This window comes from Nocardia paucivorans NBRC 100373, assembly GCF_000308675.1.
GTDB classification, from domain to species: domain Bacteria; phylum Actinomycetota; class Actinomycetes; order Mycobacteriales; family Mycobacteriaceae; genus Nocardia; species Nocardia paucivorans.
In genome coordinates, this window is record NZ_BAGE01000026.1 from 15,895 (window position 1) to 32,760 (window position 16,866).

General features: G+C 66.6%; 11 protein-coding genes and 1 tRNA gene. 7 read left to right on the forward strand and 5 right to left on the reverse strand.

Annotation, left to right across the window (positions count from 1 at the left end; all coding sequences use genetic code 11):
• Positions 1–9 precede the first annotated feature (9 nt).
• A complete protein-coding gene (locus tag ON32_RS05825; protein WP_040789344.1) occupies positions 10–759 on the forward strand; it encodes a DUF4389 domain-containing protein in 750 nt (249 codons plus the stop codon).
• A 70-nt stretch (positions 760–829) separates the two neighbouring features.
• On the opposite strand, the gene ON32_RS05830 is transcribed toward ON32_RS05825, so the two are convergent.
• The 4 genes from ON32_RS05830 to ON32_RS05845 form a co-directional block, all read right to left on the reverse strand.
• Positions 830–1,804 (reverse strand): ABC transporter ATP-binding protein, encoded by a 975-nt coding sequence (locus tag ON32_RS05830; RefSeq protein WP_040789346.1) that lies wholly within the window; start codon positions 1,802–1,804, stop codon positions 830–832.
• Position 1,805: 1 nt separating this feature from the next.
• Complete coding sequence (locus ON32_RS05835; protein WP_245550828.1) at positions 1,806–2,654, reverse strand: ABC transporter permease; 849 nt, start codon at positions 2,652–2,654, stop codon at positions 1,806–1,808.
• On the reverse strand, positions 2,647–3,474 hold the full coding sequence (locus ON32_RS05840) for an ABC transporter permease (RefSeq protein ID WP_245550829.1): 828 nt from the start codon (positions 3,472–3,474) through the stop codon (positions 2,647–2,649). The genes ON32_RS05835 and ON32_RS05840 overlap by 8 nt, the downstream gene beginning before the upstream one ends.
• A 97-nt stretch (positions 3,475–3,571) precedes the next feature.
• On the reverse strand, positions 3,572–4,198 hold the full coding sequence (locus ON32_RS05845) for a TetR/AcrR family transcriptional regulator (RefSeq protein ID WP_040789348.1): 627 nt from the start codon (positions 4,196–4,198) through the stop codon (positions 3,572–3,574).
• Positions 4,199–4,300: 102 nt separating this feature from the next.
• On the opposite strand from ON32_RS05845, the gene car reads away from it, so the two are divergent.
• Positions 4,301–7,822, forward strand: a complete 3,522-nt coding sequence (car, locus tag ON32_RS05850) for a carboxylic acid reductase (RefSeq protein WP_040789375.1) — start codon at positions 4,301–4,303, stop codon at positions 7,820–7,822.
• Positions 7,823–8,167: 345 nt separating this feature from the next.
• On the opposite strand, the gene ON32_RS05855 is transcribed toward car, so the two are convergent.
• Positions 8,168–8,241 (reverse strand) — tRNA-Arg (locus ON32_RS05855).
• 137 nt (positions 8,242–8,378) lie between these two features.
• On the opposite strand from ON32_RS05855, the gene ON32_RS05860 reads away from it, so the two are divergent.
• The 5 genes from ON32_RS05860 to ON32_RS05880 all read left to right on the forward strand — a co-directional run.
• Positions 8,379–10,418, forward strand: a complete 2,040-nt coding sequence (locus ON32_RS05860; RefSeq protein ID WP_040789350.1) for a bifunctional copper resistance protein CopD/cytochrome c oxidase assembly protein — start codon at positions 8,379–8,381, stop codon at positions 10,416–10,418.
• Positions 10,415–11,383 (forward strand): threonine/serine dehydratase, encoded by a 969-nt coding sequence (locus ON32_RS05865; protein WP_051132910.1) that lies wholly within the window; start codon positions 10,415–10,417, stop codon positions 11,381–11,383. The genes ON32_RS05860 and ON32_RS05865 overlap by 4 nt, the downstream gene beginning before the upstream one ends.
• Before the next feature lie 173 nt (positions 11,384–11,556).
• A complete protein-coding gene (gene ssb, locus ON32_RS05870; RefSeq protein WP_051132911.1) occupies positions 11,557–12,054 on the forward strand; it encodes a single-stranded DNA-binding protein in 498 nt (165 codons plus the stop codon).
• A 220-nt stretch (positions 12,055–12,274) separates the two neighbouring features.
• Positions 12,275–13,951, forward strand: coding sequence for an energy-dependent translational throttle protein EttA (ettA, locus tag ON32_RS05875; protein ID WP_040789354.1), 1,677 nt, complete (start codon positions 12,275–12,277; stop codon positions 13,949–13,951).
• A 91-nt stretch (positions 13,952–14,042) separates the two neighbouring features.
• Positions 14,043–16,866: NAD-glutamate dehydrogenase domain-containing protein (locus ON32_RS05880; protein ID WP_040789356.1), on the forward strand; the 2,824-nt coding region annotated here is incomplete at its 3' end.

Genomic DNA, 16,866 nt, shown 5'->3' on the forward strand with positions numbered 1-16,866 from the left:
AGCTCGATCATGTCCGGCAACCCGGTTACTCCCGGCTATCCGGTCCGAGTCCGTGGCGATCTCGACCCCGCGCTGTCGCGGTGGATGTGGATCGTGAAATGGATTCTGGCGATACCTCATTACATCGTTCTGTTCTTCCTGCATATCGCCTATACGGTGGTCACCGTGATCGCCTTCTTCGCGATCCTGTTCACCGGTAGGTATCCGCGAAGGTTGTTCGACTTCTCCGTCGGGGTCACGCGCTGGACGTGGCGGGTGTCGTACTACGTCTGGACGGTCCTGGGCACCGACCGTTATCCGCCGTTCACCTTGGACAGCAGGGCCGACTATCCGGCCGACCTCGAGGTGGACTATCCCGAGCGTCTGCACCGCGGCCTGGTGCTGGTGAAATGGTGGCTACTGGCCATCCCGCACTATCTGATCGTGGGCGCGTTGGTCGGCGGCGCCATCACCTTGGCGACCGGCGAGATGGACGACAGCGTTGTCTTCGCGATTCCACTGCTCGGGGTGCTGGTCCTGGTCGCGGTGTTCGCCCTGCTGTTCACGGGACGCTATCCGCAGGGGCTGTTCGACTTCCTGATGGGCATCAACCGTTGGATGATTCGGGTTCAGGTGTATGCCGGGCTGCTCCGCGACGAGTACCCGCCTTTCCGGCTCGATCAGGGCGCACGGGAAGAGACCGCGCCCATCGAGGAGGCCTCGCCCGCGGTCGATACCTCCAAGCCCGCGGGGGATACGACCGAGACCGGCGACGAATAAGCCGTCCCCGAACCCGTGCCGGCGCCACCATCGCGGTCGGCGCCGGCACGGTCGGTTCGCACCGCGCTCGTCACCGTGTGGATTCGTAGAGCCGCCGCACGATGTCCTCGATCTCGGGTTCTTCGATCGAGAGGTCCCGCACCTCGGCCCGCGCCGATACCGCGGCGAGCAGTTGCGCCGCGGTGGTGCTCTCGGCGTCGAAGGCCAGACGCTGTCGCATACCGTCGGCCTCGCTGGAGATCAGCGTCGCCTCGGGCAGATCGGTGAGTGCCGGGGTGGGTTCGGTCAGATCGACGATCAGCATCCGGCGTGCCCCCACCGTCGTGCCGAGCCCGGCCGGCGATCCGTCGTACACCAACCGACCGTGATCCACCACCAGCATCCGTTCACAGAGGCGTTCGATATCGCCCATATCGTGTGTGGTCAGCAGGAGCGTGGTGCCACGTTCGGCGCGTTCGGTCCGCAGGAATTCGCGCAGCCGCTGTTTGGACACCACATCCAGACCGATGGTGGGCTCGTCCAGGATGATCAGCTCGGGGGAGTGCAACAGGGCCGCGGCGACCTCGGCACGCATGCGCTGCCCCAGGGACAGTTGGCGGACCGGGGTGTCGAGGGTATCGGCCATCTCCAGTCGCTCGATCAGCTCGTGGGTCCGTTTACGGCCCGTGTCCGCGTCCAGGCGGTGGATGGCGCTCAGGATGGAGAACGATTCACGCAGCGGCAGATCCCACCACAGCTGGGAACGCTGTCCGAACACCACACCGATCCGGGAGGCCAGCTCCCGACGCTGTCGGGACGGTTCCAGTCCGCAGGTGCGCACCGTGCCGGAGGTCGGCACCAGAATGCCGGCGAGCATTTTGATGGTGGTGGATTTGCCCGCGCCATTGGCGCCGATATAGCCCACCGCCGCACCGCGTTCGATCCGGAAGGTCATGGCGTCGACCGCGGTGACCTCCGCACGGCGACGTCGTAACCGGCCCTCCCGGCGATAACGCACGAATGTCCTGGTCAACCCGTCGACCTCGACGATGCCCGGATCGGACATATCAGCCCCCTCCTCCTTGGTAGTGCCGGGTGCCGAGCCGCCACACCAACAGAGCCACCAGCCACACCCAGGCAGCGGCCACCGGCGACAGCCAGGCAAGCCAGGTGGGCAACAGGGCAGGGCCCGGTAGGCGCAGGAGCGCGAGTGTCGGCAGGTAGGCAGTGAAGGCAACCGGTATGGCGAAACCGAACAACAGGCGCAGCGGAGTGGGGAAGATCGAGGCGGGCTGGGTGGCCGCGTACGAGCCGCCGTAGGTGAAACTGTTGGTCAATTCGGCTCCGTCGATCAGATAGAACTGGCATCCGGCGGCGGTGACCAGTATCCCGGCGAACAGTGCGATTCCGCTCACCACACTCAGCGCGAGCAGGGCGACGGTTTCCGCCGACCAGGCGATGTCGTTGCGAATCAGACCGATGCCCAGGGCCACGAGCGCCACCGCGGCGCGTGCGAGTCGGCGTAGCGAGATATCGCTGGTGATCAATTGCAGCAACAGTGGCTGGGGACGCAGGTGATAGATGTCCAGCGTGCCGAGCCGGATCTGCTTCGGTAGCTCGTCGAGGTGGCCGAACATCACCTGGGCGAGTGCGAAGCAGAGATTGCTCAGGCCGAACAGCAGCAGCGCGGCGTCCATATCGAGGCCGCCGAGCACTCCGACATTGTGGAAGACCACCCAGACCTCGGCGAATTCCACCAGGCCGACCAGCAGCGAGCCCAGCACCTCGGTGGCGAAGGACAGCCGATAGGAGCGCTGGGCCCGCAGTCGTGACGCCAGCACCGCGGCATAGGGGGTCCACGGTGACCCCGCCGGGCCGGGGCGGACCGCGGGGGGCGACAGTGCGGTCTCAACCACCCTGCACCTCCAATTTGCGTCGTCCCGCCGCCAGCAGTATTCGGCCTACCGCGCCGACCACCAGTACCCATCCGGCCTGGATCGCAATCACTCGCACGGCGTCGAGGCCCACGATCCGCCCGGACAGCACATCGACGGGGGCCTGCAACATCGACGGGAACGGGGTGGCATCAGCCACCGTGCGCAGCCACTCCGGGAAGGCGTGCACCGGCACGCCCAACCCGGCCAGAAAAGAGCCACCGACACCGTGGAGGGTGCGCAGGCCGCGGGTCTCGACCACCCAGAAGCCGATGGTCGTCAGGGCGAACAGCGACAGGAAGGACAGCGCGACGGCGAGGGTCATGCTGACCGCGCCGAGCAGATACGGCCCCGGGGTGCTCGGTAGGACCAGGCCGAAGGTGAGTGTACCGACCAGCAGGCTGGGTACGGCCCGTGGTAGGAGGGTGCACGCGGCGCGACCCAGATCGGCTGCGAGATGGCCGAATTGGATGTCTACCGGCCGCAGGAAGTCCACGGCGATATCGCCGGTTCGCATCCGTTCGCCGAGCTCGACTTCCGCGCCCATGAACAGCAGAGCGCCCAGCAACCCTTGGGAAATCCATACGTAGGCGCCGATACTGCCGGCGTCGTAGCCTGCGAACCCGCCTGTTGCGCCGACCGCCGTCGTCATGATGGCCGCGCGGACGAACCCGAAGACGCAGTTGGTGAACATTCCGGCGAACATGGCCGATTTGTACTGCCATTGGCGTCGGAACCCGGCGACGGCGAGACACCGGTACACCGTGAACGATCCGCCTCCCGTCCCCCCGCCGATCGCCACTGACGCTCCTTCTCGCCCGAACACGAAGGGAAGAACTCTACCTGTTCGGGTGCGGTACGGAAACTCGTTATCGAGGACGTGGGAGCGCGGTGATCTGCTACGGGTGACTGCCGAGTAGTCCGCGTACGGTGGCGATGATGGCGGTGCTCGCCATCTCGGCGGCGAACTCCGGGGTGCCCTCGGCGTCGAGCAACACGGCCTGGGTGAACAGGGGGCTCAGATGGGCGGCGACCGTGCGGCGCAGTCGATCCGGGGGCGTCCCCTCGCCGTCGGCCGCTTCCCACAAGGTGGTCGTGATCGTGGTGAACATACGGTGCAGCGCCCGTAGGTGTTCGTGGTAGGCGTCGGCCAGTCGCGGTGGTAGGCGGCGGGTGCGCAGATGCGAGATGACCCGTCCGGCCTCGGCCGTTCGTCGGTGTACTCGCCGGGCCAGATCCGCCAACCAGTTTTCCCAGTCGGTGCCCTCGTAGGGCGGGAGGGAGCCGAAGAAGTCGGCGAAGTCGGCCGTGACGGCGGCCTGGATGAGGTCCTCGCGGGTGGGGAAGTGGCGGAACACCGTCCGGCGTCCGACCCCCGCCAGGGCCGCGATCTCGTCGACGGTGACATCGAGTCCGTGCTCGTCCATGGCGCGCTGGGCGGCCTGGACGATCGCATCGGTGGTGACCTGCAGTCTCTTCTGGCGCATCACACTGTGCCGGGCGGTGGTCCGGGTCGTTTCCGTCACTTCCGTCGCCTTCTTTCTTGACATCCTGGAGTGCCGCTTTGACACTTGAGGATGTCATATGACACTCGAGAGTGCCACCCAAACGTCGTCGAGGTGAATCCGATGTCAGTTGATACCCGGGAATCCCGGCTCGAGCGCCGCATCGCGGAGCTGTACGCCACCGATGAGCAGTTCGCCGCGGCCCGTCCCGATGTGGCTGTCACCGCGGAGGTAGAGCGGGCCGGTCGGCGATCGGCGCGGGTCGTGCACGCCGTGGCGAAGGGCTACGCGCATCGGCCCGCCCTCGGGCAGCGCGCGGTCGACTACATCACCGACCCGCGCACCGGTCGCACCTCGATGGAACTGCTACCCCGATACGAGACCCTCACCTATCGCGAGGTGTGGGAGCGCGCCGGCGCTATCGCGAGTGCCCTGGCCGGTAATCCCGTCCGAGCCGGTGACCGGGTCTGCATCCTGGGATTCGCCAGTGTCGACTACACGACCATCGATATGGCGCTGACCCGATTGGCCGCGGTGTCGGTTCCATTGCAGACCGGTGCCCCGGCCGAGCGGCTGCGGCCCATCATCGCCGAAACCGAGCCGACAGTGCTCGCGGCGAGTATCGACCATCTCGACGACGCCGTCACCGCGGTGCTCGCCGGACATCTGCCGGCTCGGCTGATCGTGTTCGATTACCACCCCCGGGTCGACGACCAGCGTGAGGCGTTCGCGGCCGCGACGGAGAAACTGGCCGAGGCGGGTGGTCCGGTGGTCATCGAAACCCTGGCCGAGGTGATCGACCGCGGTACGGCCCTACCACCCGTACCGCTCGCCCCCGCCGAGGAACCGGACTCGTTGGCCCTGCTGATCTACACCTCCGGTAGCACCGGCGCGCCCAAGGGCGCCATGATCACCGACCGAATGGTGGCCGAGCACTGGCGGGCTGCGACCGCCGAGCGATGGGGACAGCGCGGCACCGAACCATCGATCGTGCTCGGCTTCATGCCGATGAGCCATATCCTGGGACGCGCGATCTGTTGGATGGCGCTGGGCAGCGGCGGTACCGTCTATTTCGCCGCCAAGAGCGATCTGTCGACCCTGTTGGACGATCTGGCATTGGTGCGGCCCACCCAACTGACCTTCGTGCCCCGGGTGTGGGAAATGCTGTTCCAGCGGTTCCAGAGCGAAATGTACCGCCGGGCCGCCGACGGGAGGGAGCAGGCGGAGGTGGCGGCCGAGGTAACGGCCGAGCTGCGCCGGAATCTGCTCGGCGGACGGTTCCTGTCGGCGACCACGGGCTCCGCGCCGATGTCGGCGGAGATGAAGGTGTGGGTCGAAGACCTCCTCGATCTACCGCTGCGGGACGGATACGGCTCCACCGAGGCCGGAAGTATCACCCTCGACGGCCGGGTGCGGCGTCCACCGGTGATCGACTACAAACTCGTCGACGTCCCCGAGCTGGGTTACTTCCGCACCGACCGGCCCTATCCGCGCGGTGAGCTGGCCGTGCGGTCCGAGTCGCTGACCCCCGGCTACTACAGGCGCCCCGACGTCACGGCCCAGGTGTTCGACGCCGACGGCTACTATCACACCGGCGATATCTTCGCCGAGGTCGCTCCCGACGAACTCGTCTACGTCGACCGCCGCAGCTTCGTGCTGAAGTTGTCCCAGGGAGAGTTCGTCACGGTCTCCAAGTTGGAGGCGGTATTCGCCCGGAGCCCGCTGGTGCGGCAGATCTATGTCTACGGCAACAGCACCCGCTCGTATCTGCTGGCGGTCGTGGTCCCCACCGAGGAGGCGCAGGCACGTGCCGGCGGCGATGTCGAGGCGCTGAAACCGCTGATCGGCCGATCGTTGCGGCAGGTCGCGAAAACGGCCGGTTTGCAGTCCTATGAGATCCCCCGTGACCTCATCGTCGACACCACGCCGTTCACCCTGCGAAACGGGCTGCTCACCGGCAGTCGCAAATTGGCGCGACCCAAGCTCGAGGAGCATTACGGTCCCCGGCTGGAACAGCTCTACACCGAACTGGCCGAAGCCGGGACCGACGAGCTGCGCGCGCTGCGGCGCGATGGAGCCGACCGGCCCGTCCTGGAGACGGTGCGCCGAGCGGTGAGCGCGCTTCTGGGCACGACGGACGGCGCTCCGCCGCCCGAGGCACATTTCACCGATCTCGGCGGGGATTCGCTGTCGGCGCTGACCTTCGCGAACCTGCTGCGGGATATCTTCGACGTCGACGTGCCGGTGGGAGTTATCGTCGGCCCGGCCACCGACCTGCGTGCCCTCGCCGAGTACATCGATCGGCAACGCGGCGGCACCGAGCGGCCGACCTTCGCCGCGGTGCACGGTGCGGGGGCCACCGAGCTGCGCGCCCGCGATCTGACCCTGGACAAGTTCCTCGACCCTGCGACGCTCGCGGCCGCGCCGAGCCTCCCCGGACCGAGCAGTACGGCACGGACCGTCCTGTTGACCGGCGCGACCGGTTTCCTGGGACGGTATCTGGCCCTGGAATGGTTGCGGCGGATGTCCTTCGTCGACGGCAAACTGATCTGCCTGGTGCGCGCCGAGGACGACGCCACGGCCCGGCAACGGCTGGACCGGACGTTCTCCGCAGGCGACCCGCGGCTGTTCACGCATTATCGGGAGGCGGCCGCCGGGCATCTCGAGGTCCTCGCCGGCGACAAGAGCGAGCCCGAGCTGGGACTGGATCACACCACCTGGCAGCGGTTGGCCGACACCGTGGACCTGATCGTGGACCCGGCTGCGCTGGTCAACCATGTGCTGCCCTACAGCCAGTTGTTCGGCCCCAATGTCGTGGGCACCGCCGAGTTGATCCGGCTCGCGCTCACCACGAAACAGAAGCCCTACACCTACGTCTCGACCATCGGGGTGAGCGCGCAGATCGACCCGTCGGCGTTCACCGAGGACGCCGATATCCGGACGATCGGCCCCATCCGCGCCCTCGACGACAGCTATGCCAATGGCTACTCGAACAGCAAATGGGCGGGTGAGGTGTTGTTACGGGAGGCCCACGACCTGTGCGGCCTGTCGGTCGCGGTGTTCCGATGCGATCTGATCCTGGCCGATACCGAGTACGCCGGTCAGCTCAATGTCCCCGATATGTTCACCCGGTTGATGTTGAGCCTGCTCGCCACCGGTATCGCGCCCGGTTCGTTCTACGAACTCGACTCCGCCGGTCGGCGGCAGCGAGCCCACTACGACGGGTTGCCGGTCGGTTTCGTCTCCGAGGCGATCGCCGCCCTCGGCGCGCAACCGGCGGCAGAGTTCCGTACCTACCACGTGATGAACCCGTATGACGACGACATCTCGCTGGACGCCTGTGTCGACTGGCTGATCGACGCCGGCCACCCCATCGAACGCATCCCCGACTACGAGACGTGGCTGCGGCGGTTCGAGACCGCGCTACGGGCCCTGCCGGATCGGCAGCGTCGGCATTCGGTGTTACCTCTGCTGCACAGTTACCGGCAACCGCAGCGGCCGGTCCGCGGCTCCATCGCACCGACCGAGCGTTTCCACGCGGCGGTGCGGGAGGCGAAAATCGGGCCCGACAAGGACATTCCTCATGTGACGCGGGAGATCATCGGCAAGTACGCCACCGATCTCGGACTGCTGGGTCTGTTGTAACGATTCGGAACACCCGTCGTTCGGCGTGTCGGCGGCGGCACGCCGGATCGACGCAGATCAGCGCGAAGCCGGGTTGATTGACCGATCCACCCAGTGGGTACACATCTCTCCAGGACATGCCCACTCTCGGCCCGTCGACCCGCGGGCCCCGAACCTGGAGGTTTCGCCGAGACCCATACAACCGATTCCCGTACCGGATCGCCTCTGTGGCAGGTAGACCCCGCTTACGCAGCGAATCTTCCGAAGGAGGTACCGGCCCGACCGGCGCCGCCGTCGGGAATGTCACGACGGCAACGCGGTCGAAGCCGATACGTGCATGGGCAACAGTGTTGCCCATGCGGAGGGTGCCCCCGGCAGGAATCGAACCTGCGACCTAGGGATTAGAAGGCCCTTGCTCTATCCAACTGAGCTACGGAGGCAGTGGTTCCACCATGGCCGAGATCGGCCGTGCTGTCCAGCCGAATGATTATAGCGATTGACCAAATCGCTCGATTCGTGCTGCCCGGAATACGGCCCCGGCGGGCCGGGAGCGGGCAATCGAACTACGCTCGAACCTATGTCAGCAGCCCCGGCACAGTCCGCCGAACCCGCCGTCGAGAGTGCTCGCGGGCGGGTCGCCACAGTCGCGGGACCGCTGCTGTTCTCGCTGTGCGCGATCGCGGCCGTGGTGGCGGCACTGGTGGTCGGACTGTCGGCGGAACAGGCGCTGAGTCTGCTCGGAATCCCCGACCCGGGCCCCCTCACCACATACGGTTTGCCCGCGGTGCGCGCGCTCGCCGATCTCTGCGCCGCCCTGACGGTCGGGGCGCTGCTGTTCGCCGCGTTCCTCATTCCACCGCAACGCAACGGCCTGCTCGATGTGGGTGGATACCGCGCGGTGCGGCGGGCCTCGATCACCGCGGCGGGATGGGCCGGCTGCGCGGCGCTGCTCGTTCCGCTGACCGTTTCCGACAGCACCGGGCGGCCCGTACGCGAGATATGGGCGCCCGGGGAGTTGTGGGGTGTCATCGACCGGGTCGAACTGGCCGGGACCTGGCGACTGACCGCAGTGCTCGCGCTCGTCGTGGCCGTCGGCTGCCGATTGGCATTGCGCTGGGGGTGGACTCCGGTGCTGTTCGGCGCCTCGATCGCCGCGATGTTGCCCTTGGCGCTGACCGGACATTCGTCTTCCGGTGGATCGCACGATGTGGCCACCAACAGTCTCATCCTGCACCTGGTCGCCGCTGCCTGCTGGGTCGGCGGTCTGGTGGCCGTGCTGGTGCACGCGCTGCGCGACGGCACCGGCACCGAGATCGCGGCCCGGCGGTTCTCCGTGGTGGCCACGGTGGCGTTCGTCGTCCTCGCGGTGAGCGGGGTGGTCAACTCATGGGTCCGGGTGCCCTGGAGCGAACTGTTCACCAGCACCTACGGACGCCTGGTCCTGGCCAAGGTCGCTGCCTTGGCGGTGTTGGGTGTGCTCGGTTGGTGGCAGCGGCGCGCGGCCCTGCCCGCCTTGGCCGCGGACCCGCGTGATCGCGGTTCGCTCATCCGGTTCGCCGGGATGGAAGTGGTGCTCTTCGCCGCCACCATGGGTCTGGCGGTGGGGTTGGGCCGGACGCCGCCGCCTCCGCCGACGAGTGTGCCGACGCCGGTGGAGGTCGAACTGGGTTACGGGCTCGACGGCCCGCCCACGGTGGCGCGGCTGCTGTTCGACTGGCGTTTCGATCTGATCTTCGGCACTGCGGCCGTCCTGTTGGCCGTGCTGTACCTGTGGGGTGTGTGGCGGTTGCACGCGCGTGGCGATTCCTGGCCGGTCGGACGAACCGTCGCTTGGCTGTCCGGGTGCGCGGTGCTGCTGTTCACCACGTCATCGGGTGTCGGACGGTACGGGCCGGCGATGTTCAGCGTGCACATGGGTGCACATATGGCGTTGTCCATGCTGACGCCGATTCTGTTGGCGCTCGGCGGAGCGGTCACGCTGGCATTGCGCGCCCTGCCGCCCGCCGGCCGCAACGGCCCACCCGGGCCGCGGGAATGGGTTCTGTTCGCCGTGCACAATCCGGTCTCCCGGTTCCTGACCCACCCGATCGTGGCATCGGTGATCTTCGTGGTCGGTTTCTACGCCCTTTACCTGGGTGGCATCTTCGACACATTCGTCGATTCGCACGCGGCGCATGTGTTGATGAACGCGCACTTCCTGATCAGCGGTTACCTGTTCTACTGGGTGGTCATCGGAATCGACCCCAAACCTCGTCGGGTGGAGCCGCTGATGAAACTGGGGATGGTTTTCGGTTCGCTGCCGTTCCACGCCTTCTTCGGTGTGGCACTGATGAGTATGAGCGCCGTGCTCGGCGATTGGTTCTATCGCAGTCTGGCACTCGATTGGCATACGGATCTGCTGGGTGATCAGCGCACCGGCGGGAGTCTGGCGTGGGCCAGCGGCGAGGTGCCGCTGGTCGTGGTGATGATGGCTCTGCTCATCCAGTGGTCGCGTAGCGACCAGCGCCTGGCGCGGCGCAGCGACCGGGCGGCCGAACGCGACAACGACGCGGAACTGGCCGCGCACAATGCCATGTTCGCCGAATTGGCCCAGCGAGATCGAGCTGCCCGTAGATGACAGACCAGAGGACCCCGTTGCAAACCCACCCACCGAGCCGTCGTGTGTACCGGTCGGACGTGCGAGCCGCTCGTCGGCGACTGAGCGGGCGGATCCGCAAGACCCCGGTCTTCCACACCTCCGTTCCCGGCCCGACCGGACCGGTGCCGGTCACGTTCAAACTCGAATACCTCCAGCACGGTGGCACCTTCAAGGTGCGCGGCAGCTACAACGCGTTGTTGTCGGCGGGCCGACGCCCAGAGCACGTGGTCATCGCCTCGGGCGGTAATGCCGGGATCGCCGCGGCGTTGGCCGCGGCGGGCCTGGATATGGCGTGCACCGTGGTCGTCCCGGAATCGGCGCCGCATACCAAAGTGGCGGCCATGTGGTCGCACGGCGCCGAGGTGCGCTGGCACGGGACCACATACGCCGAGGCCTACGAGCACGCCACCGAGCTCGCCGAGCAGCAGGGGGCTCTGCACGTTCACGCCTACGACCTGCCCAGTGTGGTGGCGGGGGCCGGGGTGATCGGGCTCGAGATCGAAGAACAGGTGCGGGGGAGACCGCCGGTGCTGGTGGCGGTCGGCGGCGGTGGTCTGCTCGGCGGGGTGGCGGCCGCATTGGGGCGGCGGCGCGAGGTGATCGGGGTGGAACCGGAAGGAATCCCGACCCTGCACGCGGCGTTGTCGGCGGGCCGGCCGGTGGAGGTGGGGGTGTCGAGTATCACCGCCGACGCATTGGGGGCGACCCGGATCGGGGAGGTCGCCTTCGATATCGCCCAACGCCATGGGGTGCGGTCGGTGCTGGTCACCGAGGACGCCATCACCGATGCCCGGGCGTATCTGTGGCGGGAGTTCCGCATTGTCGTCGAGCTCGCGGGCGCGGTGGCGCTCGCGGCGATTCTCAGTGGCCGGTATGTGCCGGACCCCGGGGTGCGTCCCGTGGTGGTGTTGTGTGGGGCCAATACCGACCTGGCCGTGATCTGAACCGAATCGTTCCGCCCCGTCAAGGGCGCACAGGTGTTTGTCCACATTGCGGGAGTTGTCCACAACTTCGGTTCCCGTCCTCCAGAGGCGCTCGTCGGAGGCGACGATGGAGACGTTCCCGAAGCACGGGAGGGGCGGCCCGGTATCGCCGGGTGGAGCGAAGGGATGTGGATATGTACGAGGCGATCACAACCGTCATCGGTACGGTGGTCAGCAATCCGGTAACGCGGGAGCTGCCGGGCGGCGATCGGGTGGTGACCTTCCGGTTGGCGAGTACGGCTCGCAGACTCGACCGTGATTCCGGGGAATGGGTGGACAACGGGACGTTGTTTCTCACCGTGAGTTGTTGGCGTCGGCTCGTCGCGGGGGTGAACGCCTCGATTCACCGCGGCGACCCGGTGATCGTTCAGGGCCAGTTGCGGTCGAACGAGTACCGGACTCGCGACGGTGCGGAGCGCCGTGACCTCGAGATGCGCGCGCACACCGTCGGCCCGGATCTCACCCGGTGCATGGCCCAGGTGACCCGATGGCGATCCGTGGCGAACGAATCGGGGAATATCGGCGGCACTCCGATCGCTGAAGAGACGAATACAGCGGGGGAGGATCGGCAAGGGGACACCGTGATGGAGACCGTCCCGCCCACCCGGCATCCCGAGCCCGCCGACGTGTGATCCCCGAGCCCGCGGCTCGGTGATGTGGACATACACTCACGGGGATTCGTCGCGGGGGCGCGCCCCGAGGAGGCGGCGGGTCGCCTCGGTCGGCCCTCGCGATGTGGCGGGGGAGGAATTGTTCGTACCCATCGGTGCCCGATGCCGCGAATTATCGGAAAAACCGCCGTTGACCTGCATGGAGTGCGGGCGGACGGCATACGACAGTTAGGGTTGTCGCATGGCTGAGTTCATCTACCAAATGAAGAAGGTTCGCAAGGCGCACGGCGATAAGGTCGTGCTCGACGATGTCACCTTGAACTTCCTTCCCGGCGCCAAGATCGGCGTCGTCGGCCCGAACGGCGCGGGTAAATCCAGCGTGTTGAAGATCATGGCCGGACTGGACCAGCCGAACAACGGCGAGGCATTCCTCGCCCCGGGCGCGACGGTCGGCATTCTGCAGCAGGAGCCGCCGCTGAACGAGGAGAAGACCGTCCGCGGCAACGTGGAGGAGGGGCTCGGCGAGGTCAAGGTCAAACTCGACCGCTTCAACGAGATCGCCGAACTCATGGCCACCGACTACTCCGATGAACTCATGGACGAGATGGGCAAGCTCCAGGAGTACCTGGACCATGCCGACGCCTGGGACATCGACTCGCAGCTCGAACAGGCCATGGACGCGTTGCGCTGCCCGCCGCCGGACGAGCCGGTGACCAACCTCTCCGGTGGTGAGCGTCGTCGGGTGGCGCTGTGCAAGTTGCTGCTGAGCAAACCCGACCTGCTGCTGCTGGACGAGCCGACCAACCACCTCGACGCCGAGAGCGTGCTGTGGCTGGAGCAGTTCCTGGGCCAGTACCCGGGCGCGGTCCTCGCCGTCACCCACGACCGGTACTTCCTGGACAATGTCGCCGGCTGGATCCTCGAGCTCGACCGCGGTCGGGCCATCGGCTACGAGGGCAACTACTCCACCTACCTGGAGAAGAAGGCCGAACGACTGGCGGTGCAGGGTAAGAAGGATCAGAAGCTGCAGAAGCGGCTGAAGGAAGAGTTGGCCTGGGTGCGTTCGGGTGCCAAGGCCCGGCAGGCCAAGAACAAGGCCCGGCTCGGTCGCTACGAAGAGATGGCCGCCGAGGCCGAGAAGATGCGGAAGCTGGACTTCGAGGAGATCCAGATTCCGGCCGGTCCGCGTCTGGGCAATGTGGTGGTCGAGGTCGAGCACCTGGACAAGGGTTTCGGCGATCGTCAACTGATCAAGGACCTGTCGTTCAGCCTGCCGCGTAACGGCATCGTCGGGGTGATCGGCCCCAATGGTGTCGGTAAGACGACGCTGTTCAAGACCATTGTGGGTCTGGAGCAGCCGGACAGCGGGACCGTGAAGATCGGTGAGACGGTCAAGCTGAGCTACGTCGACCAGAACCGCGCCGGTATCGACCCGAACAAGACCGTCTGGCAGGTCGTTTCGGATGGGCTGGACTATATCGAGGTGGGTCACCAGGAAATGCCCTCGCGCGCCTATGTCAGCGCCTTCGGCTTCAAGGGCCCCGACCAGCAGAAGCCGGCCGGGGTGCTCTCCGGTGGTGAGCGCAACCGGCTGAACCTGGCGCTGACGCTCAAGCAGGGGGGCAATCTGATCCTGCTCGACGAGCCGACCAACGACCTGGATGTGGAAACGCTTGGCTCGCTGGAGAACGCGCTGGAGAACTTCCCCGGTTGTGCCGTGGTCATCTCGCACGACCGGTGGTTCCTGGACCGAACCTGCACGCACATCCTGGCCTGGGAAGGAAACGACGACAACGAGGCCGCCTGGTTCTGGTTCGAGGGCAACTTCGAAGCCTATGAGGCGAACAAGATCGAACGCCTCGGTCCGGAAGCCGCACGGCCGCATCGGGTGACCCACCGCAAGCTGACTCGCGGGTAATCCTCGGCTCGTTTCCCCCCTCCCGGGTGCAGGACTAGTCTCGGGACCGGCGTCACAGGGCACGGAATGGCATCCGAGGGAGTTGGCGAAAATGACGGTCTCGTCCGAATTGTCCGGCGCGGCATGGACTGCCGAGTTGCTCGACGCGTTGCGCGCCGATCTCGGCGAACTGGAAGAGGGATACTTCCGGCATGTCGACGCGGGCGACGCGGACCGCGTGATCAGTGGTATCACGCAGGTTTTCCGCAGGCATCTGGAATTGGCGCTGGACCGCAACCCCGGGCGGGCCTCGGTGCGGGTCTACCACCCGGATGACGGTGCCGGGCTCGGCGCCGCCGTCCAAGTGGTCACCGACGATATGCCGTTGCTGGTGGAGTCCGTCACCTCGTCATTGGCTCGGATGGGCGTCAGCATCAGCGAGGTGATCCATCCGATCTTCGAGGTGGAACGCGACCGGACGGGTCGACTGATCTCGGCCCGTCCGCACGCGGTCGATGAAAACGGCGGGACGGGTCTGCGTGAATCGTGGATGCACATCCAACTGCATCCGTCGACCAGTGACGACCTCCTCGACCGTATTGCCGCTGCTGTACCGAGCGTGGTCGACGATGTGCGACAGGTGGTCGGCGACACTCCGAAGATCCACGAGACCTTCGGGGCAGTGGCGGCCGGGTTGGACCGCCTCGCAGAGACCGGCACGGCGCCGTTTCCGGCACAGGACCTGACCGACTGCGCAAACCTGTTGCGCTGGTTGGCCGACGGTAAATTCACCGTGCTCGGCTACGCCCGCTACCGGCAACACGCAAACGCGGACCCGGCCGATATCGAGATCGACCGGGATTCCTGCCTCGGAATGCTGCGCCCGGGAGTCGGTACCGATTTCCGGGTGCCGATCAACGGCGTGGACCGGCCGCTGCTCAAGATGACCCAGGGGTTGATTCCGGCGACCGTGCACCGCTCGGTGTACCCGTTCTTCATCGGGGTCGCCGACCTCGACGACACCGGCGTGGTGCGCGGCGAGCACCTGTTCATCGGCGTTTTCACCGTGACGGCCCTGCACGAGAACGTGCTCGATATCCCGGTGATCGAACGACGGGTGCGTTCGGTGATCGAGGAGAGCGGATTCGATCTGGATTCGTTCTCCGGGCAGGCCATGCTCGAGGTGGTGCAGTCGTTCCCACGTACCGAGCTGTTCTCCTCCGACACCGAGACGCTGCGGCGCACGGCCAGCGCCGTGCTCAATATCGGTTTGCGGCGGCAGGTGCGGCTTTTCCTGCGCACCGACCCCTACGGACGATTCGTCGCGGCCATGGTCTACCTGCCCCGCGACCGCTACACCACGCAAACCCGGCTGGAAATGCAGGACATCCTGGTCCGTGAACTCGGTGGTGAGTCCATCGACTATTCGGCGCGGGTGAGCGAGAGCGAGCTCGCCAGCGTGTACTTCACGGTGCGGCTGCCGATAACCGAACCCGACGATTCCACCGAGCCGATCCGGGCCGAGCGCGTCGAGCAGATCTCCGACGAGGAGCGGTTGCGGATACAGCATCTACTCGCCGAGGCCAGCCATACCTGGAACGACCGTCTCGACGAAGAGGTCAGCACCTCGACACTGCTCGACCCCCGGCTGGTGCAGCGCTACGCCGCGGCCCTGCCCGACGGCTACAAACAGGATTTCTCCCCCCGACGGGCACTCGCAGATATCGCGCGACTGGAGCGGTTGACCGATGGCGCCATCGATCAGCAGCTGTACCGACCAGCCGACGCCCCGGTCGGCTCCTGGCGGTTCTCGCTCTATATCGGCGGTGCCGGGATCTCGCTGAGCCAGGTCCTGCCCGTATTGCAGAGCCTCGGCGTGGAGGTCGTCGACGAGCGGCCCTATCAGGTCGTGCTCACCCCCGACGGGGAATCCACCGAAACAGCGCGAGTGGAGCGCTGGATCTACGATTTCGGCCTGCTGGCTCGGCCCGATCTGCTGCGCAATGCCATCGGCCAGGACCTCGACACGGAACTCCTTGAGCTCACCCGCGCAGGAACCGCCACCGAGGCCGACCGAGCCGAAGTGGAGGCACGTAAGCGCGGGATCCGGGAACGGTTCACCGATGCGTTCGCGGCGGTCTGGTACGGCAAGGCCGAAGCCGATGGCCTCAACGAACTGGTTCTGCGCGCCGGGCTGCCGTGGCGCGAGGTCGCCGTCCTGCGCACCTACGCGAAATACCTGCAACAGGCCGGTTTCCCGTACAGTCAGGCCAATATCGCCCGGGTGCTGCTCACCTACCCCGATGCGGCCCGATTGTTCGCCCAATTGTTCGCGGCGCGCTTCGATCCGGACACCCATTCCGCCGAACGTGCGGCCGATATCGAAAAGCAGGTGCGCGCCCGGATCGACGAGGTCGTGAGCCTGGACGCCGACCGTATTCTTCGGGCCATTCTGGGATTGATCGTCGCGACCCTGCGCACCAACTACTATGTCGTCGACGCCGCCGGTGCGCCCCGGGATTTCCTCTCCATCAAGGTGGATCCGCAGCTCATCGCGGAACTGCCGCAGCCGCGGCCGCGGTATGAGATCTTCGTGTATTCGCCGCGGGTGGAGGGTGTGCATCTGCGGTTCGGTGCGGTGGCGCGGGGTGGTTTGCGCTGGTCGGATCGGTTGGAGGATTTCCGGACCGAGATCTTGGGTCTGGTGAAGGCTCAGGCGGTGAAGAACGCGGTGATCGTGCCGGTCGGCGCCAAGGGTGGTTTCGTGGTGAAACAGCCTCCGGCGGCGACGGGCGACGCGATGGCGGATCGGCAGGCGTTGCAGGCCGAAGGGGTCTCGTGCTACCGCACCTTCATCTCCGGGCTCCTCGATATCACCGACAATGTCGATCTGGCCTCGGATGAGGTTATTTCCCCCGCCCGCGTGGTCCGACACG